Here is a 22793-nt window from a genome sequence, read left to right on the forward strand (position 1 = left end):
CGCGGGGCCCACCTGATCGTGACAATCCATCGCTGTTGCGGGCCCTTGGTGGCCGTATGGTCTACTTTGGCACGGCCGATGGCCGGGTCAATCTGCTGTACCCCTTCTTCGGCAGGGTGCTGATCGGCGCCACCGATATCGCCCAGCCCAACCCAGACGAGGCGCGCTGCACACAGGCGGAAGAGGAGTATCTTTGCCGCTCGGTTGCCGAGGTATTTCCGGGCATTCCGATCACCCGTGACCATTCCATCGTTCGGCTGGAACTGCCGGGCGCGGCGGTGCCGGTCTTGTGTCTGATCGGGGGCAAATGGACGACCTTTCGCAGCTTCTCGGAACAGGCTGCGGATGTCGTCCTCGCGCGTCTGCAGATCGAGCGGCACACCGCCACCTCAGGTCTTGCGATTGGCGGCGGGCAGGGGTTTCCGCGTGATGCAGCAGATCGGGCGGCGCTGATTGCCACCTATGCCCGTCAGGGCGGTCTGCCATTTGCCCGCGCCGAGGTGCTGCTGGAGCGTTACGGCACAAGGGTGCAGTCCTATTGCGAGCGGTTGCTTGGCCAAGGGGAGGTCTTGCTTTCAAGCCACCCGGACTATGCGCGAGAGGAGATCCTGCATCTGGCCCGAACCAAGCGGGCCTTGACGGTCGATGACATTCTGCGGCGGCGAACCCTGATTTCTCTGACGGGGGGCGATCTGCCGGGCGTCCGGGCCGAGGTTGGTGCGCTTCTTGAAAGTCTCAAACAAAAAAATCTGAACATTTGCAATTTCTAATTAACAAAAAGTCATAACCAGGTGTAAGCCGTCCGCATCGGCGGGCCGCTCCCAGACCCGTGCTCGCGCTGCCCAAGTCAGCCCCTACGCCCAAGGAGTGCCCGCATGGCCATCAATGTTGCCCCCACTGGACTAGCCCGTGACTTGCAGATCCCCGCCCAGTCTGGCCGTCCCATTCGCATCGGCCTGATCGGCTCTGGCGAAATGGGGACGGACATCGTCGCCCGTGTCGCCCATATGTCAGGCATCGAGATCGGCGCGATTGCCGAATTGAACCCGCTGAACGCGACCAAGGCCGTCGACATCGCCTACCAGGAAAAGGGTCATGCGCAGGAAGCCTCCAGCACCGACGCCGTCAACAAGGCGATCGAGCAGGGCAAGATCGCCATCACGTCCGACGCCAACGCGATCCTGAACTCTGGTCTGATCGACGTGGTGATTGATGCGACCGGCGTGCCGGCCGTGGGGGCCGAGATCAACCTGCGCGCCATGGAACACGGCAAGCACATGGTTATGATGAATGTCGAAGCCGACGTGACCATCGGCGCCTATCTGAAATCGGAAGCCGATCGGCTGGGCGTCACCTACTCGCTGGGTGCGGGGGACGAGCCCTCCTCCTGCATGGAGCTGATCGAGTTCGTCTCGGCCATGGGTCACAAGATCGTGGCGGCGGGCAAGGGCAAGAACAACCCGCTCAACATCGACGCCGCACCGCCGGCCTATGAAGAGGAAGCCGCCCGCCGCCACATGAACGTGCGGATGCTGGTGGAATTCGTCGACGGGTCGAAGACCATGGTGGAAATGGCCGCCATCGCCAACGCCATCGGGCTGGTGCCCGCTGTCGCCAGCATGCACGGGCCTGCCGCAACGCTGGACCAGCTGTCGAAGGTGCTGGTGCCCAAGAAGGACGGCGGCGTGCCCAACAAGGTGGGCGTGGTCGATTACGCCATCGGCAAGGGGGTTGCACCGGGCGTCTTCGTGGTGGCTGACATGTCTCATCCGCGCATCTCGGAACGGATGGAGGATCTGAAGATGGGCAAGGGTCCCTACTTCACCTTCCACCGCCCCTATCACCTGACCAGCCTTGAGGTGCCGCTGACCTGCGCCCGCGTGGTTTTGTACGGCAAGGCCGACATGGTGCCGCTGCCGCGCCCGGTGGCCGAAGTGGCCGCCGTCGCCAAGCGCGACATGAAGCCGGGTGACCGTCTCGATCAGATCGGCGAGTTCTGCGACCGCGCCTGGGTGATGACCTCTGACTCCGCCCGGGTCCAGCAGGCAATCCCCTGCGGCCTGTTGGCTGGCGGCAGCGTGACCGCACCGATCCGCAAGGGCGATCTGATCACCTATCAGAATGCCAAAGTCGCCCCCGGTTCTCGCGTCGCCGCCCTGCGCGCCAAGCAGGACGAAATGCTCTTCGGTCTGGCGGAGGCGTGAAGATGGACTTGGCCGATAACCGCCCTTTCGCGATCCGCCAGTTCGCGCCGGCCGCCCTCAAGAAGATGTACCTGATCCGCCGCTTCGAATAGGGCGCGGAAGACAGCTACACCCGTGGCCTGATCCACGGCACCATGCACCTGTCCATCGGGCAAGAGGCCTCGGCCGTGGCCTCCTGCATGGAGTTGACGGACAACGACAAGATCACCTCCACCCACCGCGGCCACGGCCATTGCATCGCCAAGGGCGCGGAAGTGGGCCGGATGTTTGCCGAGTTCTTCGGCAAGGAAACCGGCTATTGCCACGGGCGCGGCGGGTCGATGCATATCGCCGCTGTGAAAACCGGCAACCTTGGCGCCAACGGCATCGTCGGCGGTGGTCTTCCCATCGCCGTGGGGGCGGCTTTGACCGCCAAACGCTTCGGCCGCGATGACGTCACCCTTTGCTTCTTCGGCGACGGCGCCAAAAACGAGGGCGCTTTCCACGAGCCCTGAACATGGCTGCCGTCTGGAAGCTGCCGGTGGTTTTCGTTTGAGAAAACAAGAAGTACGGCATGTCGACCTCGATTGAACGGGCCACCGCCGTCAAGCACATCTCGGAACGGGCTGCCGCTTACGCAATGCCCGGCATCACCGTGGACGGCAACGACTTCTCGGCCTTGGCCGAGGCGAGGGGCCGTCGCTGGTTGAAAACCTCACCTACCGCTGGCGTGGCCATTCGAAATCCGACCGCAACCGCTATCGCACCAAGGACGAGATAGAGGGCTGGATCGCCAAAGACCCCATCGCCCGCTTTCAGGACCAGCTGATCACCCACGGCATCCTGACTGAGGCCGAGGCGGTCAGGGTCCAGGACGAGGTGGTGGCGGAAGTCGCCGCCGGAGTGGACTTCGCCCGCGCCTCTCCCGCCCCGCAGATCACTGATGTTACCAGGTTTGTCCATGCAGAGGTGCGGCCATGAACGCGCAGACCACGATTGCGGGCACGCAAACCCGCGAGATGAGCTATGCCGAAGCCATCCGCGATGCGATGGCCATTGCCCTTGAACGCGACAAGACCGTGATCCTGATGGGTGAGGATATCGGCGTCTATGGCGGGGCGTTTCAGGTCACCGGCGATCTGGTGGAGCGCTTTGGCGCGGACCGGGTGATGGACACGCCGATTTCCGAATTGGGCAGGGCAGGGGTGGCTGTTGGAGCTGCACTGACGGGCCTGAAACCGATCTTCGAATTCCAGTTCTCGGACTTCGCGGCGTTCACCATGAAGCAGATCGTCAACCAGGCGGCCAAGTTGCGCTACATGCTCGGCGGTGAGGCGGCGGTGCCGGTGGTGTTCCGGATGCCCTCCGGCTCGGGCACCGGGGCGGCCGCGCAACATTCGCAGCCGTTTGAGGCGTGGTTTGGCCATGTGCCGGGCTTGAAGGTCGTGCAACCGTCCAACCCGGCTGACGCAAAAGGGCTGCTGCTGGCGGCGCCGGAGGATCCCGATCCGGTCATCGTCTTTGAACATAAGCTCCTCTACAAGATGAAGGGGCAGGTGCCGGAAGGCTATTACACCACCCCCATCGGCAAGGCCGCCATCGTGCGCCCCGGCAAGGATCTGACCATCGTCGCCAGCGCCATCATGGTGCACCGCGCAATGGAGGCTGCGACCAAGCTGGCGGTCTGGCATGTGGCGGAAGGCGCACTGGTGACCAGGGGTGCCCCCTGTTCGACATCGAACCCGACAAGGCCGCGATGGAGGTCGAGGCGCCGGCAACCGGCCGCCTGCACCATATCCTAGCCAGCGTGGGCCAAAGCGTGGCCGTGGGCGCTCCAGTGGCCTTCCTTTATGCCGAGGGCGAGGCTGTTGGGGCTTCTCCGGTGCCGGTGGCTTCTCCGTCCGCGCCGCAACCCGAAGCGGCCAAGGCCGAGCGTGCCGCCGCGCAACCCGCCGCGCCGAAGGCGGAGCCCGTCTCCGAACCCGATGGCCTGCGCGCCACGCCAGTTGCCCGCCGTCTGGCACGGGACGCGGCAATTGCCTTGGAGACGCTGATCGGCTCCGGCCCGCGTCAGCGCATCCAGAAGCAGGATGTGGAACGGGAACTCCCCCGCCTGAAAACCCCGGCGGCAGCGCCCGCGCCCGTCCCGGTCGCGCCGGCCCCCGTGGCCCAGATGCCCGCCCCCGTCGTTGCGCAGGCTGGCGCGTTGAGCGTGAAGACCCGCCCCGGCACCGGGACGCCGCTGGTTTTGATCCACGGTTTTGCCGCCGACTCTGCCGGCTGGGCGCCACTGGAGCGTGCCTTGCCGCGCGATCTGCCCCTGATCCGGGTGGACCTGCCAAGCCACGGCCGCTCCCCCCGCCGCGCGATCCGCGACTTTGGCGAGCTTTTGCGCAGTATGGTGCAGGTCTTCGACGCCCATGTGGACGGTCCGGTCCATGTGCTTGGCCACTCGCTGGGCGGCGCGCTGGCGTTGGGCCTGACCGATATCCGCCCGTGCTGCGATGCTGTCGCGCAACGATCGCGACCTGCGGGCCGCGCAGGTTGAGCTTGCCCAGACCCTTTTCCCCGATGGCGTTCAGGGTTTCGACCTGACCGCCGCGTTGAAGCGTCTGTCGGCCCCCACCGCGATGATCTGGGGGCGAGAGGATCATATCCTGCCGTGGAAACAGGCGCTTGCCGCCCCCGGCACTGTGGCGCTGCACCTTCTGCGCGGCGTAGGGCACGTGCCCCACATTGAAGACCCCCAGACCGTGGCAAGCCTGATTCAGCGCCACATCGGCTGACGACATCCCAAGACCTGGAAACCCCGGGCCATGCGCCCCGGGTTTTCCTTTGCGCCAAAAGCCGAGTGGCACCGCCGAAAGCAACAGGCCTCCGCGCTGCGAGCGGCCTTCAAACCATCAGGCCACCTTACTTGATGTTGTAGATCCGTCGGGCATCTGCATGGGTGGCGATGGGGCGGTCGACCTCGCGCGCGATCTCTTGTACCTCTTGCAGCAGGTCAAGGTTTGTCGGGTTGCGGTGGGGCGAATAGTGCAACTCCAGCCCGGTCTTCACATGGCCGCCCAGTTCGATGGTGCGGCGGATCAGCGGGCGGTAGTCATAGTCGCCCTCACCCCAGATCGAGATGAACCACGGCAGCTTGTGCTTGGCCTTCGAGATCATGTCGAGGTCGCAATACAGGCTCTCCAGCGACGGCTCCATTCCGCAGGTGCCGATCTGCTTGGTGCTCGTCAGGCCGTATTTGCCGACGAAGTAGAAATCCCAGTTGGTGCCGGTGTTGAACACGCCGCGGTCCACATAGTGGCGGGCGACGCGCAGGTGGCCGGGTTCATTGACACCCCAGATCATCGCGATGTCACGCGCGCGGCAGAACTTCACCTGAGCCGCCACCTGGGTCCGATCCTAGCCATCGGCGCGGCCCAGGTAATAACCCTCCGCATCCTCGTCGATGACGAACTGGTCGATGCCGGTATCAACCACGGCGATCTGGACGTTGGCGTATTTGTTCAGGTAGTCGACATGCTCCAACCTGCAATCGCCCGGGGCCACGAGGTTGTTGTTGCAGGTGGTGGGATACCAGATCATGTCCGGCCGCACCTTCAGGATACGATCCCAGACCTTCATCTAGTCGTCGAAGGCCGCCTTGCCCTGCAGGTCAAAATCGGAATCGTGCTCGTGGATCGCCGTGGCCCCGGCATCCCAGCAGCGCAGCGCGTCTTCGTAGAGCGCGTCATAGGTGACGGGGGTGTTGGGGTTCATCTGTTTGGTGCGAACCCCGTTCTGGTGGGATTCGATCATCACAGGTTCGTCCCATTGGGGCGTCATATCGGCGAAACGGTCGAGGCGCGTGGCCATGGTATCCTCCTTTCTTATGTCACGATGTGGCTGAAGGTTGCGGCGCCGGCACGTATTTGAACCGCGCCAAGTGGCGGTGATCGGGTACTTCCTCGTCAGGATCGGCCGCTCCGCAGGCATATCGGCGAACAATTGTCATGCACGCTTGATGTTTGGCAGATCCGGTTGGCCAATGTGACGGCCGTCGGAGGGGGGCGGGTTGGCGATCCAATTGTTCAGCCAAGCCGGATCGTTCAGGACTTTGCGGGCGTCACGCTGCGGCGCTCCGTTTCCCACGATCTCGCTAAAGAACACGCCGTCGATACCGGATGCGATACCGCGCGTCCGCCCAAGGGCGGTGACCGCAGGGCCAGCATCGTCCCGCCCTCGGGTCTGAGCAAAAATATCAAGCGTGATTCGTTTGTGCGGGTTTTCCTGGCGGGCGATTGGGCGGCTTTGCCGCCGCCTCAACGCAGAATTTCCGTTTTCTTTGGTTTGACTTGGCAGGGGGCACCCAACCGACAGCGCACAATCGCAAAACGGTTTTGATATATGTAAAGAACAAAAGTTAACAACACATAAGAAAAGTTCATATGGCGCAGGGGAGGTCCGACCATGGCAGAAATTTTCGATCACACGGGCGCGCCGGTCTCGCATGGTCTGGCCCGGGTCAACGGAATCCGCATGCATTATGTCACGGCCGGGCAGGGAGAGCCGCTTTTGCTGCGGCATGGCACGCCGAAGACCCATTTCTACTGGTACAAGCTGATACCCTTGCTGACCCCCTATTTCCGTGTCGTGGCACCCGACCTGCGTGGCTTTGGCGATACCGACAAGCCGCCTGCCGAAAAGGGCTATGACAGCCTGACCAATGCCAAGGACATGGCCGCGCTGATGACCCATCTGGGCCACGACAGCTTCCACCTGCACGGCGAAGATCGCGGCGCGGAATTCGCTTATGCGCTGGCCGCCACCGAACGGGCGCGGGTCAAGACGCTGTCCTTCTCGGAAATGCTGCTGTCGGGCGAGGGCCTTGAAGACTGGTCGAACTTCACGCCCGAGAACGTGTCCGCGCAGTTCAACCTCAAGGGTGTCTGGGTCTGGCACATCCCGTTCTTCTGAATCCCCCACCTGCCCGAAATGCTGATCACCGGGCGCGAGCGCGAGTTCTGGGAGTTCTGGATCAAGGCCGAAACCTGGAACCCCAACGCCATCACCAACGAAGCGATCGACGAATGGATCGCCCGCCTGTCCGCCCCCGGCGGCCTGCGCGGCTGTCTAGAAACCTACCGTGCCGGCATGAAGAACGCCCGCATCAACAAGGACCTCATGCAGTCCAAGCTGACCCTTCCGATCCTGACCATCGGCGCGCCGGAATTCTTCGGTGAACTGGTGCGTGATCAGATGGAGAAGATGTCTGACGGAGTCGAACGTTCGGAAGTCTTTCAGGAATGTGGTCACAGCCTCGCCCTGGAGATGCCCGACCGTCTGGCCCAGACCCTGCGGGAGTTCATGCTGAACCGACCCTGAAACCACCAAGATCGACGAAACCGGCAGGCCTCAGGAGAGAGGAGGCCCTGTCACATACAAAAACTGGAGGAGAGACGATGAAACATCTGAACTTCAAACGCGCAGCCCTTGCGATGACCGTTGCCCTGCTGCCGGGCTTTGCGTTTGCCGACATCGCCGCCGATATCCAGCATCCGCTGTGGTACAAGGCACCGTCCGACAAGACGAAGAAATTCGCCGCGATGGACAACCTGGAAGGCGTCGTCGTTTCGGATGGCCAGGATGGCGCTGCGGGCTTCCCCGCCGCCAACCTGAAGCTGACGGACGAGCAGCCGGCAAAGGTCAAGGCGGCCAATTTCACGGTTGCGATCTCGATGGGCTGGATGGGCGATGACTGGGCCAGCCAGCAATTGATCGGCCTGACGGAAACCTTTGAATCCATGGGGATCAAGGTCGTTGCCGAAACCAACGCCAACTGGGACGACGCCAAGCAAATCTCCGACCTTGACGCCATCTCGGTCCTGAAGCCGAGCCTTCTGGTCTCGCCCCCCCTGAACGGTCAAACCACCGCTTCCGCCTATCAGAAGATCGCGGCGGCGGGCACCAAGGTCGTGTTCATCGACCAAGCGGTCGATGACATGAAGGCGGGCAAGGACTATGCCTCGATCATCTCGTCGGACAACCTCGAACTGGGCATGTATCTGGCCGACGAGCTGGCCGATGCGCAGCACGGCTAGGGCAATGTCGCGGCGATGTACTATGCCAATGACTTCTACGTGACCAATCTGCGCTATGAAGGCTTCATCGCCCGCATCATGGCCAAGTACCCCGACCTGCACGTGATCGCCGCCGCGGGCCACAACAACCCCAACAAGGGTCAGGAAGTGGCTGACGGCCTGCTGGCGCGCTATCCGAACCTCGACGGCTCTATGCCTCGTGGTCAATCCCGGCGATGGGGGCTGTGACCTCGGCCACCAAGGCAGGCCGCACGCCCGACACCTTCAAGATCGTCAACGAGAACCTTGACCAGATCGTTGCGGGCAACATGGCGCAGAACGGCTTCATCGCCGGCATCTCGTCGCAGCGCCCCTATGACCAAGGTGTTGCCGAAGCCAAGACCGGCGCCCTGACCCTGATTGGCAAGACAACCCCGCCCTACATCGTCGTGCCGCCGCTGAAGGTGGAACGCAGCAACTTGGCTGATCCCTGCAAGACCATCTACCGGGTGGATCTGCCTGCCGACATGGCCAGCGCCCTGTCCAACTGATCGCAGCGGGGCGCGGTTTCGGCTGCGCCTCTTTCCCAAGGAACCCTCGCCATGACCTTGATCCTTCAGATGACGGACATCTGCAAATCCTTCGGCACCATCCCTGTGTTGTAGCGGGTGGGCTTCACCCTCAGCAAAGGCGAAGTGCATCCCCTGATGGGCGGCAATGGCGCTGGCAAATCGACGCTGATGAAGATCCTGACCGGGGTCTACACCCGCGACAGCGGCACCGTGATGATCGAGGGCAAGCCGGTTGAACTTCACGATACCGCGGCTGCCGAACGGGCGGGCGTGGCGATGATCTTTCAGGAATTCTCGCTGGTGCCGACGCTGACCGTCGCGCAGAACATCCTTCTCAAGCACGAACCACGCTTTCCCGGCACCCCCTTCATCAAGGGCGGTGAAATGGTGCGCCGCGCCCGGGTGATCCTTGAGGAGTTGGGGGTCGACATTGACCCCAATGCCCTCGTCGGTGGCCTGAGCGCGGGCTACATGCAGATTGTCGAGATCGCCAAGGCTCTGTCGAAGAAGGCCAGGATCCTGATGATGGAAAAGCCGACCTCGTCCCTGTCCGAGGCCGAAACCTCCCCCCTCTTCGAACTGGTGAACCGGCTGCGCGCCAGCGGAATCTCCATCGTCTATATCTCGCACCGCATGGCAGAGATCCTCACGCTCTGCGACCGCGTCACCGTGATGCGCGACGGTGATGACTGAAAATTGCGCCAACCTGTCGGTCGCGCGGATCGTCGAGGCGATGCTGGGTGCGGGCCATGCCTCTTCGTTCGTCTGGCAGGACCGCAACGTTCCCGAAACCGCCAAGCCCCTGATGCAGGTCCGCAACCTGCGGCTGGCCAAACGGATCGCGTACGTCAGCTTTGACATCCGCAAGGGCGAGATCGTCGGCCTTGCCGGGCTGATGGGGTCAGGCCGGACCGAGATTGCCGAGACCCTGTTCGGCCGCCGCCGCGCCATATCCGGAGAGGTGATCTTTGACGGCAAGCCCGTGACCAGTCAGGCCGATGCCATCGACCGCGGCATGGCGCTGGTGCCCGAAGACCGCCGCAAGTTCGGCCTGGTGCTGGGTCATTCGGTGCGGGACAACATCATCCTGCCCAAGCTTGACCGGTTCACCCGCCACCTGTTCGTGCAAGACAGCGCGGCCCTGCAGACGGTCACCCGAACCATCCGCGATCTGGCGATCAAGACCGATGGACCTGACAAACTCGCGCGCCTGCTGTCTGGCGGCAATCAGCAGAAGATCGTGATCGGCAAGTGGCTGGCCCGTGTGCCCCGCCTGCTGATCCTCGATGAACCCACCATCGGCGTCGACATCGGCGCCCAGTCCGAGATCGTCGAGACGGTCCGCGCCATGGCTGACAAAGGCATGGCCGTGCTGGTGATCTCGTCCGAACTGGAGGAACTCATGGTGATCAGTGACCGCATCCTGGTGCTGCATGGCGGACGCATCGCGAAAAGTATGAACCGTCACGACGTGGCGACAGAGGAGGAACTTCACCATGCAATCCAAGGCCACAGCCACTCTGCGCCCCAGCGCGGCGCTGCCTAAGATTCAATTGCAGAATGACGTCGTCTACATCGTCTTTGCCGTGGTGCTGGCGTTCTTCAGCCTGACCATCGGCGACAAGGGGTTCCTGTCGGTGATGAACCTCTTCAACATCGCCCGAACGACGGCGATGATCGCGGTGGCGATGACCTTCGTGATCTCGGCGGGCGAGCTTGACCTTTCGGTCGGATCGACGGCGGCGCTGTCGGCGCTGACCCTTGGGCTGCTGATGCAGGCGGGTTTTGCCTGGCCCGTGGCGGTTGTCGCGGCCCTGGCGTCGGGTCTGTTCGTGAGATGCCTGAACGGGTTCTTCGTGACCACCATCGGGATCCCCTCGTTCCTGGTGACCCTTGGCATGATGCAATTCGTCCGCGGTCTCGACATGCGGGTGACCTATACCAACCCGATTGCCATCTCGAACAAGACCTGCAACATGATTTTCGGGTCTGGCAGCGTCTTCGGTATCCCGTCCCTGCTGATCTGGTCTGTCGTGGTGGCGCTGCTTGGCTTCGTCGTGCTGAAGTACACCGGCTTCGGACGCGAGTTCCTGGCCACCGGCGGCAACCGGATGGCGGCAAAGTATTCTGGCGTCAAAACCCGCCGGATCAAGTTCGCAGCCTTTCTGCTGTCAGGGGCGGCGGCGGCGCTGTCGGGCGTGTTGTACACCGGCATGATGCAAACCGCCTGCTTCAACTTCGGTGAGGGGGCCGAGCTGATGTCGATCGCCGCGGTCATTCTGGGGGGCACCAGCCTGTTCGGCGGGCGTGGCACGATCCTTGGCACCTTCGCGGGGTCCCTCCTGATCGGCACGATCAACAATGGGCTGATCATCATGGGGCTTGACGTGTCGGAACAGATGATGGTCGCCGGCGGCATCATCCTCCTCGCCGGAGCGTTCGGCAAGAAACCTGCGGCCTGAAGCGCGGGCCTGCCAGGTGCCATAAGACGGCCAGTCGGACGGGCCGTCGGACGGGCCGTCGATATATATTCGCCTTCTGACGATCAAACCCCATATCTGTTCCGACCGAGCCGGTGCCAACAGCGGCTGGTGGCGCTCAGTCTGCCGCCCGGCCTGTGTCTTGCAGGGTCTGGCGGGCGGCTGCAACGCCCGCGACAGCGCGCAGGATGTCGGCGCTGCGGGTTCGGTGGTTGGTGATCGCGGCGCGCAAGACAGTGATCCCGCCGACAGCGGTCGTGGAAAAGACCGCTGTTCCCGCCATCTGCAATTCTTGGGCAATCTGGCGGTTCAGATCGGCCTGCGCCCCCGCCGGCAGACTGCCATCCGCCGAGAAGACGCACAGGTTGGAAATCACCGGGGCCATCAGTCGCATCTTCGGGTCACTGGCGATGGCCGCAGCCATCTCTGCCGCCAATTGGCAGTTGCGGGTGATCGCGGCCCCCAACCGGTCCGCCCCATAGGCCTCGACCGCCGCCCAGACCTTCAAGGCCCGATTGCCGCGCGACAGGTCAACGCCATAGTCGCAATACCACGGCTCGCCTCCGGCCAGACCAAGGGCCAGACCAAGGGCCAGACCAAGGGCCAGACCAAGGGATTGTCCCTCCAGATAAGCCGGGCGGGCGGCGAAGGTGGCGCGGTGGAGGGCTGCGTCGCGGATCAGGACAAGTCCGCAGTCGTAGGGCACATACATCCATTTGTGAAAGTCGCAGGCCAAGGAAACCGCCCGCCCGATGCCGTCGGTCAGGGCCTGCCAGGGCATGGCGGCCAGCCGCGTCCATGCCCCGAAGGCGCCGTCCACATGGAGCCAAAGCGTCTCTGCCGCTGCGATGTCCGCCAAGGCGTTCAGGTCGTCGAACCGGCCAAGGTCGACCGAACCCGCTGTCCCGACCACCGCGAAAGGTCGCAATCCGGCGGCACGGTCCTCGGTGATCCGGGCGCGCAGGGCGGCAAGATCCATCCCCGCATCAGTTTCCGGCACCAAATGCAGGGCGCGACGGCCAAGCCCCAGAAGCTCCAGCGCCTTGACGGTGGCATTGTGCGCGCCTTGTCCGGCATAGGCGATCAGGGGCTGGCCCTTCAGCCCCTCCTCACGCAGCGAGGGTCCCAATGCCCAAGTCCGCGCCGCGGCCAAGGCGATCACGGTGGCCTGCGAGGTGCCCGAAACCAGAACCCCGCTTGCGCCTTGCGGAAAGCCCATCACCTGACGCGTCCAGTCGATCACGGCACGTTCGACATGGATCATGCCATGATCGCGGCCCCCGCAGTTGGAGTTCATCGTGGCCGCCACCATCTCGCTAAGCAGCCCCGAGGCAAGTCCGGTGCCATGGACCCAGCCGAAAAATGCCGGATGGGTGTTGCCCGTGGCATAGGGCATGATGTCGTCCGTCATCCGCGCCGCCGTCGCCGCTTCGCCATGGCCTGTGCCATCAAGGCGGTAGGCCGCGGCCAGCGCGGGCGGGGTAGGCTGCCACGGCAGATCCCGGGCGGATTCCAGTCGGTCGATGCAGGCGTCCAGCACGCGATGGGCCGTTGCCCGGAAGTCATCCCAATTCGCAGGGTCCAGTCCAGGGCCAATGCCAAGGCCAAGGCCAGGGTCAAAGTCCGCGCCATCCTCTGCATCGCCCATCGCGGCCTCCCCTTGCGTTGCGTGTCCCAACAGGATGAGGGACCTTGGCCGCAGGATCAAGTTTGGTTCCCCAAGCCGTGGGTCCGGGCGCTCTGGTGCGACGGGCAAGGCCGCCCTTGCGCCAAGGCCGCGGCGATGGGCAGAAGATCCGTCAGGATCTGCTCATAGTCGGCGCGGGGAAAATCATAAGGCAGGTCCAGCCGGAATTCGGTAGCCATGGGCACGATGGGATCGGCCCGCAAGGCGGCAATGATCTCGCCACAGGTGCCGACCAGATCAGGCGCGTAGACCACACGCCTTTCGCCCTGCGGGGCATCGGCGGCCAGCGGATAAAGGCGCAGCCGGTCCAGGATAACGCGGTACACATTGGGGGGCCGCGTGCGCAACGCGCCCCGCGCAAAGTGACGCTCGATGTGGTATTGCACCACCTACAGCACGGACAAGATGATCCGATACCTCACCGTGGCCACCATCAGCATCAGCACGACCTCCAGATTGCGGTGGTAGATGATCTGGATCGTGTAGAACAATTCCGGCAGCGCCAGGATGTAGACCTGACGGGTGCCCTTGGCCAAGCCGATGTTTTCGTTGCACGCCGTCGGGATGATGGTCCGCATGGCTTGCGGCAGCACGATGCGGCGGACCTGATGGCCTTTGGGCAGACCAAGGGCCGAGGCCGCCTCGTGCTGGCCCTGATCCACCGACAGAATGCCGCCCCTTGTCACTTCGGCGGCGAAGGCACCAAGGTTCAGGGCCAGACCGATAACGCCAGCCGACCATGGCGTCATCAGCGCGGTGGTGGAATAGTCAAACAAGATGATCTGCGTGAAGGGAACCCCCAGGGTCACCCGATCATACAGGTAGCCAAGGTTGTTCAGGATCAACAACAGCACCACCAGCGAGATCGAGCGGAACAGCCAGATGAAGCCCCATGCGGTGGCCACCAACCGGGGGCGAAGACACCCGCGCTAAGGCCACCACCGTGCCGATGGCAAAGCCGAAGATCGCGCCAAGCACGGTCAGCAGCAGGGTCCGCCCCAGCCCGACCAGCACGGGTGGGGCAAAGAACCACTGGGCAAACACATCCCAACCCCAGCGCGGATTGCCCAAGGTCAAGTTGATCACCGCCGCCAGCAAGATCAGCCCGATGACCGTGCCCGCTGTCCGGGTATGGTAGCGGGCCGGGTATGGCAGCGGGCCGGGCATGGTAGCGGGCCGGGATGATCCGCAGGCCGGAATAGACGCTTGGCGTCGCAGCGCGCTCCAACTGGCGCTGCACGCGCAGCGGCGCGTCGGGAAGTTCTGACGAAACGGTCATTGATGCGCCTCGGGGTGAAAGTGGCGCAGGTCCGGTCTGGCATGAAGCCGGGCCAGCGTGGCCGCCAGATCCGGGTCACGCGCTTTAAGCGGCGAGGTCCCGGGATGGCCCCGCTTGACGCCAATGTGCGTTTCGAAGGGCAGCGATTGACAATGTTCGGGGTTGACCTGCGGATCAAACAACGGGCGATAGCCGAAGCCGATGTAGAGCGCCACCGCCTCGGGCTGGCGAAAGCCCGTGGTCAGATAGACACGGGAATAGCCAAGTTCGGCGGCCTTTTCCTCCAGCGCTGCCACGATGCGGCGGGCGAGGCCTTGGCGGCGCAGATCGGCCCTTGTCCAGATCCGTTTGAACTCGGCCGGCTCATCGTCATAGCGCATGAAGGCGCCGCCGCAGATGGTTTCGCCATTGCGCAGCAAAAGCAGGAAGTTGCCCACGGGTGGCGCAAAAGCCTCGGGCGGATAGCGGTAAAGGTCCGCCCTTGCCCCTTCGGCATTGAAGGTCGTGCCATAGCGGCTGTCGTATTCGCGGATCAGATCCTTGACCAACGGTTTGGCCTGCGGGTCAAGGGGGCTGGATTCAAGGATCAGGTCGGTGGTGTGCGCGGTCATGCGGGGTCTCCCGTCCGAAAACGTTCGGCCAGTGCCACCCACAGGGCAGCGGCGGGGGCGATGATGGCATCGTTGAAGCGGTCGTCGGGGCTGTGCAGGGGGCGCCGGGGCCGGTGCCGACACAGAAGCAGGATCCCGGCACCTGTTCCAGAAAGAAGGCAAAATCCTCCGAGGCGGTGCGCGGGCGGAAGGCCGTGTCCACCCCTTGCGGGCCGAACAGGTCCAGCGCGACCGCGCGGGCAAACCGGGTTTTGGCCGGATGGTTGATCACGCTGGGCAAGCCACGGCGGTGGGAAATTTCCGCCGTGGCCCCCAGCCCCACGATCACCAAGGCAATCAGCGCCGGCAGACGCCCCTGCAGCAAGTCACGCCCGGCCGGACTATAAGACCGCAGCGTCAGCTTGAACTCTACCGTGTCGGGGATGACGTTGGACGCTTGCCCGCCGTGGATCGAGCCCACGGTAACAACCGCCATGTCCAGGGGATCGACATTGCGCGAAACGACCGTTTGCAATGCCGTGATGACATGGGCCGCCGCCACAATGGGATCGACCGTTTCATGCGGGGCCGCGCCGTGGCCACTCTTGCCGTGCACCGTGACGTCGATCTGATCGATCGAGGCCATGGCAGGGCCTTCGACAAAGCCGAACTGTCCGACCGGCACGCCGGGCCAATTGTGCAGCCCGAAGATGGCGTCGACGGGGAAGTGTTTCAGCGGCCCCTCGGCCAGCATCCGGCGGGCGCCGCCGCCGATTTCCTCGGCAGGCTGGAAGAACAGATGCAGGGTGCCGTCGAAGGCGCGGGTGGCGGCCAGATGCCCGGCTGCGGCCAGCAGGATGGCGGTGTGCCCATCGTGGCCGCAGGCATGCATGACGCCGGGAGGGGCGCTGGCAAAGGGCAGGCTGGCGGGCTCCTGAATGGGCAAGGCGTCGAAATCGGCGCGCAAGCCAAGGGCGCGCGGGCCGATCCCGGCGCGCAGCGGGCCGACCACTCCGGTCTCTGCGATGCCGGTGGTCACGTCAAACCCCCATTCCGCCAACAGTTCGGCGATGCGGGCCGCGGTGCGGACCTCGTGAAAGGCCAGTTCCGGATGCCGATGCAGGTCATGGCGCAGCGAGATGAAGTCGCCGAGCGTTTGGGCGATCCAGTCGTGCGCGGCCTGCAACGGTGCCGTCAGGGTGACCGGGATGTCGCGCGCATAGCGGCCACGCGCTTCCAGTTCGGGGAAGGGCGCGTCAAGGTCGTACTGGCTGAAATCGTGGTGGTCGAAGAAGCGGCCAAGGTAGGCCAAAGCCTCGTCAATCGTCAGCAGGTTGCGGATGAAGTCATATTTCGCCTCTGCCTCGGCCCGGGTGGTGCCGGCGATGGGGGCAATGCCAGGGAAGATCTTGACCTGTTCGGTAAAGGCGCAGGTTTCTTTCAGATTGGGCGAATATGTGAACACCGCATCGGCAAATTTGCCAGCAAGCCCGATCCCGGCATCCGAGGACCCGGCCTGAAAAATCACCGGCTGGCCCTGCTTTGACCGCCCGATGTTCAGCGGGCCTTCCACCTCGAAGAAGCGGCCCTTGTGGTTCAGGCGGTGCAGCTTGGCCGTGTCGAAGAACCGCCCCGTCGCGCGGTTGCGGGCGAAGGCGTCATCGTCCCAGCTGTCCCAAAGGCCTTGCGTCACCTCCAGATACCCCTCCGCGATCTGATAGCGCAGGGCGTGATCGGGATGCTGGGCCCGGCTGTAGTTCTTGGCCGACCCTTCCAAGGGAGAGGTCACCACGTTCCACCCGGCCCAGATCCACCCGGCCCAGATCCACCCGGCCCAGATCCATATGGCCTCGGGCCAGCGCAGACAGCAGGCCGACGGCTTCGGCCACCTTGACGGGGCTGTAATGCCACAACAACACCCCGCCCGCGCCAACCCGGATGCGACGGGTCCGCGCCAAGGCGCAGGCGGTCAGGATCTCGGGCGCGGAACTCGCCAGACCGGGCGCGCCGTGATGTTCGGCAAACCAGATGCGATGACAGCCCAAGCGGTCGGCCACCACCGCAAAGTCCAGCGCCGTCTGTGCATCGGCGCCGTCTAGCACGGGGCTTTTGTCCAGAGTGTGATGAACCCCAAAGCCGAAGGCCCTGCATTGGCCAAGCCAAAGAAGACGTGCGGCACGACGCAGTCCGACAAAGAGACTGGACAAGTGTCGGCAATATTCCACTATGCGGGCAGATCAAATGAATTGGGTGAAGCATGCGTATAAGGAATGCCCTGACCGGCGGTGTGCTGGCGCTTTGCATGACAGGACTGGCGGTGCCGCAATCGGCGCGCGCCGACACCAAAAGCGCTTGGGACAAGGCCTCCACCGCCTTGGTCTTCGGCCTTGCGGGCGGGGCAGAGTTGAACACCCTGCTCGCCCATGACCAGACCGGGCAGATCCAGTTCCTCAAGGCCATGACGGCCACGCTGGCCCTGTCCGAAGGCCTCAAGGCCGTCATTCACGAAACGCGGCCCGATGGCTCGGGGATTGACAGCTTCCCCTCGGCCCACACCTCTCTGGCTTTCGCGGCGGCGACCTATTTCGACATCCGCTACGGGGCGCAACACAAGGCGCTGGTGCCGGTCTTCTACGCGGCGGCGGCCCTGACGGCGCTGGGCCGGGTCGAGGCCAAGAAGCATTTCGTGCAGGATGTGGCGGCGGGGGCGCTGATCGGTGTGGTCTTCGGTCATGTCTTCACCACGCCCGATGCCCAAGTGGCGGTCTTTCCGACGACCGATGGCGTTGGCATGACCTATACCCAGCATTTCTGAGCGCGCGATGTCCCGTCTGTCCCAACGTGCCGCCGCATTCCGCCATGCGGGGCGCGGCATCCGAGTGCTGTTGACCGAGGTCCACGGCCGCATTCACCTGACGGCGGCGGCTATGGTCATCCTTCTGGGGCTTGTTCTGCGCATCTCTGCGGTGGACTGGGCGCTTCTGGTCATCTGCATGGCCGTCGTTCTGGCCGCCGAGGCCATGAACTCTGCGCTTGAACGTGTCGTCGATCTGGCCAGCCCCGAGTGGAACGCGCTGGCCCGGGATGCCAAGGATCTGGCGGCGGGCAGCGTCTTGATTGCAGCGATTGGCGCGGCGGTCGTCGGGGTGGTGGTGTTCCTGCCCTATGTCTAGCACGGGCCCGAACCGGTGGCGCCGGTTCTGCGCCGCACGCCTTTGTCTCACCGCCGGCCAAGGCTGGCACCCCTGCGGGATCAGCGCTCGCCCGCTCCACCCGGCGGGCGTTTGCGGCCAAAGCCCGCCGCGACATGCAGGGCGATGCCGGCGTGCAGTTCGACATCGGCATGGCTGCGCGCGGCCATGGTCAACAGCGCGCGGATCAACCCATCCGCCCCCTGCGGATCCACCGCGACGGCGATCCGCGTCCGGTCATACTGGATGCGTGTCAACAGCGCCGCATAGGGATCGGTCACCCGGGTCAGCGCCCGCATCCCGCGCTCCAGCCAGGTCAGGGCCTGTGCCGTGGCGCCGTCCTGTTCGTGGCACAGGCCGATGACACGACAGGCGGCGGCCTCCCAGCAGGGGTCGCCGATCTGGCAGGACATGGCAAGCGTGGCGTCAAGCCGGCCGCGCAGCGCCTCGGGCTTGGCACCGGTCTGCAACTGCACCTCGGCCAGCACGGCTTCCGGCCAGGGGCGGAACGACAGCCAGTGCGTCGCGTCGCACAGCGACAGCGCTTGGCGCGACCACGCTTCGGCCTGATCAAGCCGGCCGGCGCGCAACTGGCCCCAGGCGCCAAGCGCCAGAACCCAGGTCTCGCGCCGGGGGATCTGGCTGGTGCGGGCGGCGGCGATGGCGCGGTCATAATGGTCAAACGCCGCGTCGAACTGGCCCCAGTCGGCCAGATTGAAGCCCGCAAAGCCATGGGCCGCAGCCAGCCGGGCCGGGTCCGCGTCGGACAGGTCGAAGGCGCGCAGGGCCAAGGCCTGCGCATCGGGGCGGCGTCCGGCCAGCGCCTCGGCATAGGACAGTTCCAGCACGGCGCGGCAGGCGACCGGGCGGTTCTGGCTGCGCAGCGCCAGCTCTTCGGCCAGACGCAGATGCAAGGCGCCCTCGTCATCCTGACCGCGCACGGCATGCACCAGCGCAGCGCCAAGTTCGGCCAGACAGCGGGCGCGCAGGGCATCGTCCCTCAGCCCCTCGGCCAAGGCCGCCGCACGGCGCAGGCAGTCCAGACCCGCATCCACCGCCCCGACCGCCAAAGCCGCACTCCCCGCTTCCAGCAAGGTCTCCACCACCGTCGCAGGTCCCGGCCCCGGGGGCGGATCGGCCAGCCCGACCCGCGCCGCACTGCGCAGCGCGGTCGAGGCGGGTTCGCCCAGTTCGCGCAGGAATTCGGCATCAACGTGATCGGCATGGGCGCGGGCCGCCTCGGGCTTGCCCGACAGGACCAGCGCCCGGATCAGCAGGATATGGGGCCCCTCGTCAAAGGGCTGGCGCTGCACGGCGTGACGGGCCAGGGCCAGCGCGCGTTCGGCCGCACCCGAAACCAGGGCGGCCTGAATGTCCAACCGCAGACGCGCGTCAATGCGGGTGGCAATACGGACCCGCTCCACCAACAGCCAGGTCGCGAAATCCGGTCCGCAGGCCTCGGGCTCGCTGCCGTCAAGCAGTTCGCCCAAGGCCAAGGGGTCCAGCGCCAGCGTGTCAATCGATAGGGCGTCGACCTGACTGCCCTCGGGCAAATTCGCCAGCAATGGGTCTCCGGTCAGGGCCGCAGGGCCCAAGGCCCGCCGCAGGGCGGCAAGACACCAGCGCAGGGCACCCAAAGGGTCGACCGTTTCGGGAAAAAGCTCTGCCGCGATCTGGCGCCGCGACACCGGTCGGTCGCTCAGCAGCACCCGCGCCAGCACGGCCCAGGATTGATGCCCGCGCACCGGGCGCGGCGTGCCGTCCGGCCCGGTGATGGCGGGCACTCCCAGCAATCGAATGCGCAACATTTGAAATCTCCCGGCAGTATCCGCCCCGTTCCACCGTCGGGCCGTGTGCACCGCCGTGGGACGCGCGGCACCACACTCCGCCGCCCGCCCACAGTGCTGCACACGCGCTCATCGGAAAAGCGATTCGACCGGCCACTCACGGACCGGATTGAGGGAGACTGACATGCCGAAATACCTGATCGAACGCACCGTGCCCGGCGCCAACACCCTGACCGCCGACGAGCTGCGCGACATCGCCACCAAGTCCAACGCCGTCGTTGCCGGACTGGGCGAGCCCTATGTCTGGGAGCACACCTATGTCGCGGGCGACAAGCTGTTCTGCGTCCACACCGCCCAAAGCCCCGAAGCCATCCGCCGCCATGCCGCCGAAGGGGGCTTTCCGGTCGACAGCATCACCGAGATTTCCACGACCTTCGGGCCGGGCACCGCACGCGCCTCCTGATCCTGCCGGCTTTCGCCAAAATGGGGAGGTGTCTGGCGCAAAATGGGCAGGTCCCTCCGATGCGCCGCGATCGCCGCTGCGCAAGATGACCCTTGGGACCGGCACGCGGAACAGGCCGCGTTGCCCCAGACAGGACGCACGCCATGCCAATCGGACAATATATCCTCTCGCGCTTTGCCAACGGTCTGACCCATGACGCCGCCGCCGCGCTGGCGGTGGCGCATGGCGGCACGCTGGCCGTCATCACCTCGGCCGCCGAAGAAAGCCTGATCACCGGGTTTCTGGCCCATGATCCGCAGTTCTGGTATTTTCATGCGCCCTCCAATTCGGACTTCGGCCCGTGGATCGGCCTGACGCAACTGCCGGGCAGCGCAGAGCCCGCCGGTGGCTGGGTCTGGGACACGGGCGAGGCCTTTGCCTATTCCGACTGGCACGCCACCCAGCCCGACAACTTCGGTGGCACTGAATCCGTCGCCTTCTTCTGGAAATCCGCAGGCACCGTCGGTTGGGGCGATGGCGGGTCAGACCCGAACCCGCTCGACTTTTCCATCGTGCCCGCTGCCGCCATCGAGGTCGCCACGCGGATCAGGACCCTGACCGGCACCGCCGGGCATGATCTGATCTGGGGCGGGGCCATTTCCAACACGATCAACGGCTTGGGCGGCAATGACAGCATCGCGGGCAACGGGGGCGATGACCATATCGCGGGCGGCAAGGGCGTTGACAGCCTGGACGGTGGCGCGGGCAATGACAGTCTGGTGGGCGGCGCCGGGGCGGACCTTCTGACCGGCGGCACCGGGGCTGATGCGTTTCTTTATCTCGTGGCGGGCGACTCCGCCGCCACCCGCAGCGGCAGCGACCGCATCACCGATTTCAAGACCGCCGAGGGCGACAAGATCGACCTGCACCTGATGGATGCCATACCCGGTGGCTTGCATGACGCCTTCCAATGGGTGCACGGCGCCTTCACAGGCCTTGGCCAGCTGCACCTTCGGGTCGTGGGCCCCGACACCTATGTCGAGGCGAACCTGTCCGGCGACGCCACCCCCGACCTCCGCATCATTGTCGAGGGCGTGATCCTGCATCACACGGATTTCATCCTGTAAGACGGCATCACCGATCGGTCCCGGGCTGACCCTGCCGTGGTCCGGCAGGACAGCCGGCACCCTCCCTTGCGCCGCGCAGGGTCGCTACGACGCGCGGCGGGGCGGGCGTCGAACCAGATGCCGCCAGGGTCGGGTCAGGCCGCGCTGAGCAGGATGCAGGTTTCCGAGTTCATCACCCCGTCAATCGCCCGCACATTGCGCAAGACCCGGTCGAACTCGGCCAGACTGGCGGCGTTGATCTGCGCCACCAGATCCCAGGCGCCGTTGGTGGTGTGCAGCGCCACAAGTTCGGGGATGCCGCGCAGCTTGCGGATGATCTGCGCGGTGGAATGCCCGGCCACCTGGATCAGCATCACGGCCTTGACCGAGCCCTCCTCCAGATCCTCGCGCACCCGCACCGTGAAGCCCAGCAGCGCGCCCGAATCCTGCAGCCGGTCGATCCGGTTCTGCACCGTCCCGCGTGAGACGCCCAGCACATCGGCCAGCTTGGCCATCGGCGCCCGCCCATCGCGGCGCAACAGGGCAATCAGGTCGCGGTCCAGCTGGTCATAGGTGTGCATCGCAGGCCTCGGGCGTTGGGGCTTTGGCAATAGGTACAACAGCTCCACGCAAAATGCCAGAAATCTGCACAATTCTTGCAAGACTACGCGATTGGGACTGACCCCGCCTCCCCGTATCCCTTCTGCATCGCCCCAGTGGAAAGCCGCCCCGATGACCGCCCAGCGCCCTGTCAACCTCAACCTCGTGCCCTTCGTCAGCGTTGACCGCATGATGCGCATCGTGCGCGGCATCGGCGTCGAACGCGTCCTCGTCGAACTCGCCGCCTATGTCGAAGAGGACTTCCGCCGCTGGGAGATGTTCGACAAGACCCCGCGCGTCGCCTCGCATTCCACCGATGGTGTGATCGAACTGATGCCGACCTCCGATGGCGTGACCTATGGGTTCAAATATGTGAACGGGCATCCCAAGAACATGAAGGACGGCTTGCAGACCGTGACGGCCTTTGGCGTTCTGGCCAATGCCGACACCGGCTATCCGGTGCTCTTGTCGGAAATGACGATCCTGACCGCGTTGCGCACGGCGGCCACCTCGGTCGTGGCGGCAAAGTATCTGGCGCCGAAGGGGGCCTCCACCATGGCCATCATCGGCAACGGCGCACAGTCCGAGTTTCAGGCGCTGGCCTTCAAGGCTGTCCTTGGCGTGACCCGTCTGCGGCTTTACGACATCGACCCCAAGGCCACTGCCAAATGCGCCGCCAATCTGGCCGGCAAGGGGTTTGAGATTGTGATCTGCCCCTCGGCCCAATCGGCGGTCGAGGGCGCGCAGATCATCACCACCGTCACGGCCGACAAGCAATATTCCACCATCCTGACTGACAACATGGTGGGCC

General features: G+C 64.8%; 31 protein-coding genes and 2 pseudogenes. 21 read left to right on the forward strand and 12 right to left on the reverse strand.

Going from position 1 to position 22793, the window contains the following annotated elements:
• Positions 1–56: 56 nt before the first annotated feature.
• From AC1Y2B_RS08945 to AC1Y2B_RS08975, 7 genes and pseudogenes are all read left to right on the forward strand, one after another.
• Positions 57–770 carry a glycerol-3-phosphate dehydrogenase C-terminal domain-containing protein gene (locus AC1Y2B_RS08945; RefSeq protein ID WP_482252732.1) on the forward strand — a complete coding sequence of 238 codons (714 nt, stop codon included), beginning with the start codon at positions 57–59 and terminating at the stop codon, positions 768–770.
• Positions 771–875: 105 nt separating this feature from the next.
• On the forward strand, positions 876–2204 hold the full coding sequence (locus AC1Y2B_RS08950) for an NAD(P)H-dependent oxidoreductase (RefSeq protein WP_482252733.1): 1329 nt from the start codon (positions 876–878) through the stop codon (positions 2202–2204).
• Positions 2205–2338: 134 nt separating this feature from the next.
• Positions 2339–2698, forward strand: coding sequence for a thiamine pyrophosphate-dependent enzyme (locus tag AC1Y2B_RS08955; protein ID WP_482252734.1), 360 nt, complete (start codon positions 2339–2341; stop codon positions 2696–2698).
• 59 nt (positions 2699–2757) lie between these two features.
• Positions 2758–3164, forward strand: a pseudogene (locus AC1Y2B_RS08960) (thiamine pyrophosphate-dependent enzyme).
• The gene (locus AC1Y2B_RS08965) at positions 3161–3985 is read left to right on the forward strand and encodes an alpha-ketoacid dehydrogenase subunit beta (RefSeq protein ID WP_482252735.1); all 825 of its coding nucleotides are present in this window, start codon (positions 3161–3163) and stop codon (positions 3983–3985) included. The pseudogene AC1Y2B_RS08960 and the gene AC1Y2B_RS08965 overlap by 4 nt, the downstream one beginning before the upstream one ends.
• Entirely contained in the window at positions 3940–4731 is a 792-nt protein-coding gene (locus AC1Y2B_RS08970; RefSeq protein ID WP_482252736.1) for an alpha/beta fold hydrolase, read from the forward strand. The genes AC1Y2B_RS08965 and AC1Y2B_RS08970 overlap by 46 nt, the downstream gene beginning before the upstream one ends.
• On the forward strand, positions 4688–4969 hold the full coding sequence (locus tag AC1Y2B_RS08975) for an alpha/beta fold hydrolase (protein WP_482252737.1): 282 nt from the start codon (positions 4688–4690) through the stop codon (positions 4967–4969). Before AC1Y2B_RS08970 ends, AC1Y2B_RS08975 begins: the two co-directional genes overlap by 44 nt.
• A gap of 127 nt (positions 4970–5096) precedes the next feature.
• Here the strand turns inward: AC1Y2B_RS08975 and AC1Y2B_RS08980 are convergent, their stop codons facing one another.
• From AC1Y2B_RS08980 to AC1Y2B_RS08990, 3 genes are read right to left on the reverse strand one after another with little or no spacing between them, the layout of a single operon-like run.
• Positions 5097–5579: a 3-keto-5-aminohexanoate cleavage protein gene (locus AC1Y2B_RS08980; RefSeq protein WP_482252738.1), complete on the reverse strand. Its 483-nt coding sequence runs from the start codon at positions 5577–5579 to the stop codon at positions 5097–5099.
• A 12-nt stretch (positions 5580–5591) separates the two neighbouring features.
• The gene (locus AC1Y2B_RS08985; protein WP_482252739.1) at positions 5592–5813 is read right to left on the reverse strand and encodes a hypothetical protein; all 222 of its coding nucleotides are present in this window, start codon (positions 5811–5813) and stop codon (positions 5592–5594) included.
• The gene (locus AC1Y2B_RS08990; protein ID WP_482252740.1) at positions 5814–6044 is read right to left on the reverse strand and encodes a 3-keto-5-aminohexanoate cleavage protein; all 231 of its coding nucleotides are present in this window, start codon (positions 6042–6044) and stop codon (positions 5814–5816) included.
• A gap of 165 nt (positions 6045–6209) precedes the next feature.
• On the opposite strand from AC1Y2B_RS08990, the gene AC1Y2B_RS08995 reads away from it, so the two are divergent.
• From AC1Y2B_RS08995 to AC1Y2B_RS09035, 9 genes are all read left to right on the forward strand, one after another.
• Positions 6210–6572 carry a hypothetical protein gene (locus AC1Y2B_RS08995; RefSeq protein WP_482252741.1) on the forward strand — a complete coding sequence of 121 codons (363 nt, stop codon included), beginning with the start codon at positions 6210–6212 and terminating at the stop codon, positions 6570–6572.
• A gap of 66 nt (positions 6573–6638) precedes the next feature.
• Positions 6639–7145, forward strand: a complete 507-nt coding sequence (locus tag AC1Y2B_RS09000; RefSeq protein WP_482252742.1) for an alpha/beta fold hydrolase — start codon at positions 6639–6641, stop codon at positions 7143–7145.
• 18 nt (positions 7146–7163) lie between these two features.
• Entirely contained in the window at positions 7164–7553 is a 390-nt protein-coding gene (locus tag AC1Y2B_RS09005) for an alpha/beta fold hydrolase (RefSeq protein WP_482252743.1), read from the forward strand.
• A gap of 77 nt (positions 7554–7630) precedes the next feature.
• On the forward strand, positions 7631–8269 hold the full coding sequence (locus AC1Y2B_RS09010; RefSeq protein ID WP_482252744.1) for a substrate-binding domain-containing protein: 639 nt from the start codon (positions 7631–7633) through the stop codon (positions 8267–8269).
• A 15-nt stretch (positions 8270–8284) separates the two neighbouring features.
• Positions 8285–8497 (forward strand): hypothetical protein, encoded by a 213-nt coding sequence (locus AC1Y2B_RS09015; RefSeq protein ID WP_482252745.1) that lies wholly within the window; start codon positions 8285–8287, stop codon positions 8495–8497.
• A complete protein-coding gene (locus AC1Y2B_RS09020) occupies positions 8494–8799 on the forward strand; it encodes a hypothetical protein (RefSeq protein WP_482252746.1) in 306 nt (101 codons plus the stop codon). The genes AC1Y2B_RS09015 and AC1Y2B_RS09020 overlap by 4 nt, the downstream gene beginning before the upstream one ends.
• 117 nt (positions 8800–8916) lie before the next feature.
• Positions 8917–9513 carry an ATP-binding cassette domain-containing protein gene (locus AC1Y2B_RS09025; protein ID WP_482252747.1) on the forward strand — a complete coding sequence of 199 codons (597 nt, stop codon included), beginning with the start codon at positions 8917–8919 and terminating at the stop codon, positions 9511–9513.
• Positions 9506–10366 carry an ATP-binding cassette domain-containing protein gene (locus tag AC1Y2B_RS09030; RefSeq protein ID WP_482252748.1) on the forward strand — a complete coding sequence of 287 codons (861 nt, stop codon included), beginning with the start codon at positions 9506–9508 and terminating at the stop codon, positions 10364–10366. Before AC1Y2B_RS09025 ends, AC1Y2B_RS09030 begins: the two co-directional genes overlap by 8 nt.
• Complete coding sequence (locus AC1Y2B_RS09035; protein ID WP_482252749.1) at positions 10317–11282, forward strand: ABC transporter permease; 966 nt, start codon at positions 10317–10319, stop codon at positions 11280–11282. Before AC1Y2B_RS09030 ends, AC1Y2B_RS09035 begins: the two co-directional genes overlap by 50 nt.
• 136 nt (positions 11283–11418) lie before the next feature.
• On the opposite strand, the gene AC1Y2B_RS09040 is transcribed toward AC1Y2B_RS09035, so the two are convergent.
• The 7 genes and pseudogenes from AC1Y2B_RS09040 to AC1Y2B_RS09070 all read right to left on the reverse strand — a co-directional run.
• Positions 11419–12948: a pyridoxal phosphate-dependent decarboxylase family protein gene (locus AC1Y2B_RS09040; protein ID WP_482252750.1), complete on the reverse strand. Its 1530-nt coding sequence runs from the start codon at positions 12946–12948 to the stop codon at positions 11419–11421.
• Between the two features lie 56 nt (positions 12949–13004).
• Complete coding sequence (locus tag AC1Y2B_RS09045; protein ID WP_482252751.1) at positions 13005–13313, reverse strand: hypothetical protein; 309 nt, start codon at positions 13311–13313, stop codon at positions 13005–13007.
• Positions 13314–13376: 63 nt separating this feature from the next.
• Positions 13377–13892: an ABC transporter permease subunit gene (locus AC1Y2B_RS09050; RefSeq protein ID WP_482252752.1), complete on the reverse strand. Its 516-nt coding sequence runs from the start codon at positions 13890–13892 to the stop codon at positions 13377–13379.
• Positions 13801–14154: an ABC transporter permease gene (locus AC1Y2B_RS09055; RefSeq protein WP_482252753.1), complete on the reverse strand. Its 354-nt coding sequence runs from the start codon at positions 14152–14154 to the stop codon at positions 13801–13803. The genes AC1Y2B_RS09050 and AC1Y2B_RS09055 overlap by 92 nt, the downstream gene beginning before the upstream one ends.
• Positions 14155–14262: 108 nt before the next feature.
• Entirely contained in the window at positions 14263–14877 is a 615-nt protein-coding gene (locus AC1Y2B_RS09060) for a GNAT family N-acetyltransferase (protein WP_482252754.1), read from the reverse strand.
• The gene (locus AC1Y2B_RS09065; protein WP_482252755.1) at positions 14846–16645 is read right to left on the reverse strand and encodes an amidohydrolase; all 1800 of its coding nucleotides are present in this window, start codon (positions 16643–16645) and stop codon (positions 14846–14848) included. Before AC1Y2B_RS09065 ends, AC1Y2B_RS09060 begins: the two co-directional genes overlap by 32 nt.
• A gap of 103 nt (positions 16646–16748) precedes the next feature.
• A pseudogene (locus tag AC1Y2B_RS09070) lies at positions 16749–17081 on the reverse strand (LLM class flavin-dependent oxidoreductase); the annotation flags it as partial.
• Between the two features lie 32 nt (positions 17082–17113).
• Between AC1Y2B_RS09070 and AC1Y2B_RS09075 the strand changes: the two are divergent.
• Together AC1Y2B_RS09075 and AC1Y2B_RS09080 are read left to right on the forward strand one after the other, a co-directional pair.
• Positions 17114–17671: a phosphatase PAP2 family protein gene (locus AC1Y2B_RS09075; RefSeq protein WP_482252756.1), complete on the forward strand. Its 558-nt coding sequence runs from the start codon at positions 17114–17116 to the stop codon at positions 17669–17671.
• A gap of 7 nt (positions 17672–17678) precedes the next feature.
• Entirely contained in the window at positions 17679–18029 is a 351-nt protein-coding gene (locus AC1Y2B_RS09080) for a diacylglycerol kinase family protein (RefSeq protein ID WP_482252757.1), read from the forward strand.
• 80 nt (positions 18030–18109) lie between these two features.
• Here AC1Y2B_RS09080 and AC1Y2B_RS09085 read toward each other — a convergent pair whose 3' ends face one another.
• Complete coding sequence (locus tag AC1Y2B_RS09085; protein ID WP_482252758.1) at positions 18110–19855, reverse strand: AfsR/SARP family transcriptional regulator; 1746 nt, start codon at positions 19853–19855, stop codon at positions 18110–18112.
• Positions 19856–20018: 163 nt separating this feature from the next.
• On the opposite strand from AC1Y2B_RS09085, the gene AC1Y2B_RS09090 reads away from it, so the two are divergent.
• A complete protein-coding gene (locus tag AC1Y2B_RS09090) occupies positions 20019–20297 on the forward strand; it encodes a DUF4242 domain-containing protein (RefSeq protein ID WP_482252759.1) in 279 nt (92 codons plus the stop codon).
• 143 nt (positions 20298–20440) lie between these two features.
• A complete protein-coding gene (locus tag AC1Y2B_RS09095; RefSeq protein ID WP_482252760.1) occupies positions 20441–21403 on the forward strand; it encodes a calcium-binding protein in 963 nt (320 codons plus the stop codon).
• Positions 21404–21537: 134 nt separating this feature from the next.
• Here AC1Y2B_RS09095 and AC1Y2B_RS09100 read toward each other — a convergent pair whose 3' ends face one another.
• Positions 21538–21963, reverse strand: coding sequence for an Lrp/AsnC family transcriptional regulator (locus AC1Y2B_RS09100; RefSeq protein ID WP_482252761.1), 426 nt, complete (start codon positions 21961–21963; stop codon positions 21538–21540).
• Positions 21964–22114: 151 nt separating this feature from the next.
• Here AC1Y2B_RS09100 and AC1Y2B_RS09105 point away from each other — a divergent pair.
• Positions 22115–22793, forward strand: a 679-nt coding sequence (locus tag AC1Y2B_RS09105) for an ornithine cyclodeaminase (RefSeq protein ID WP_482252762.1), incomplete at its 3' end; no start/stop codon positions are given.

Source organism: Stagnihabitans sp. (genome assembly GCF_964946895.1).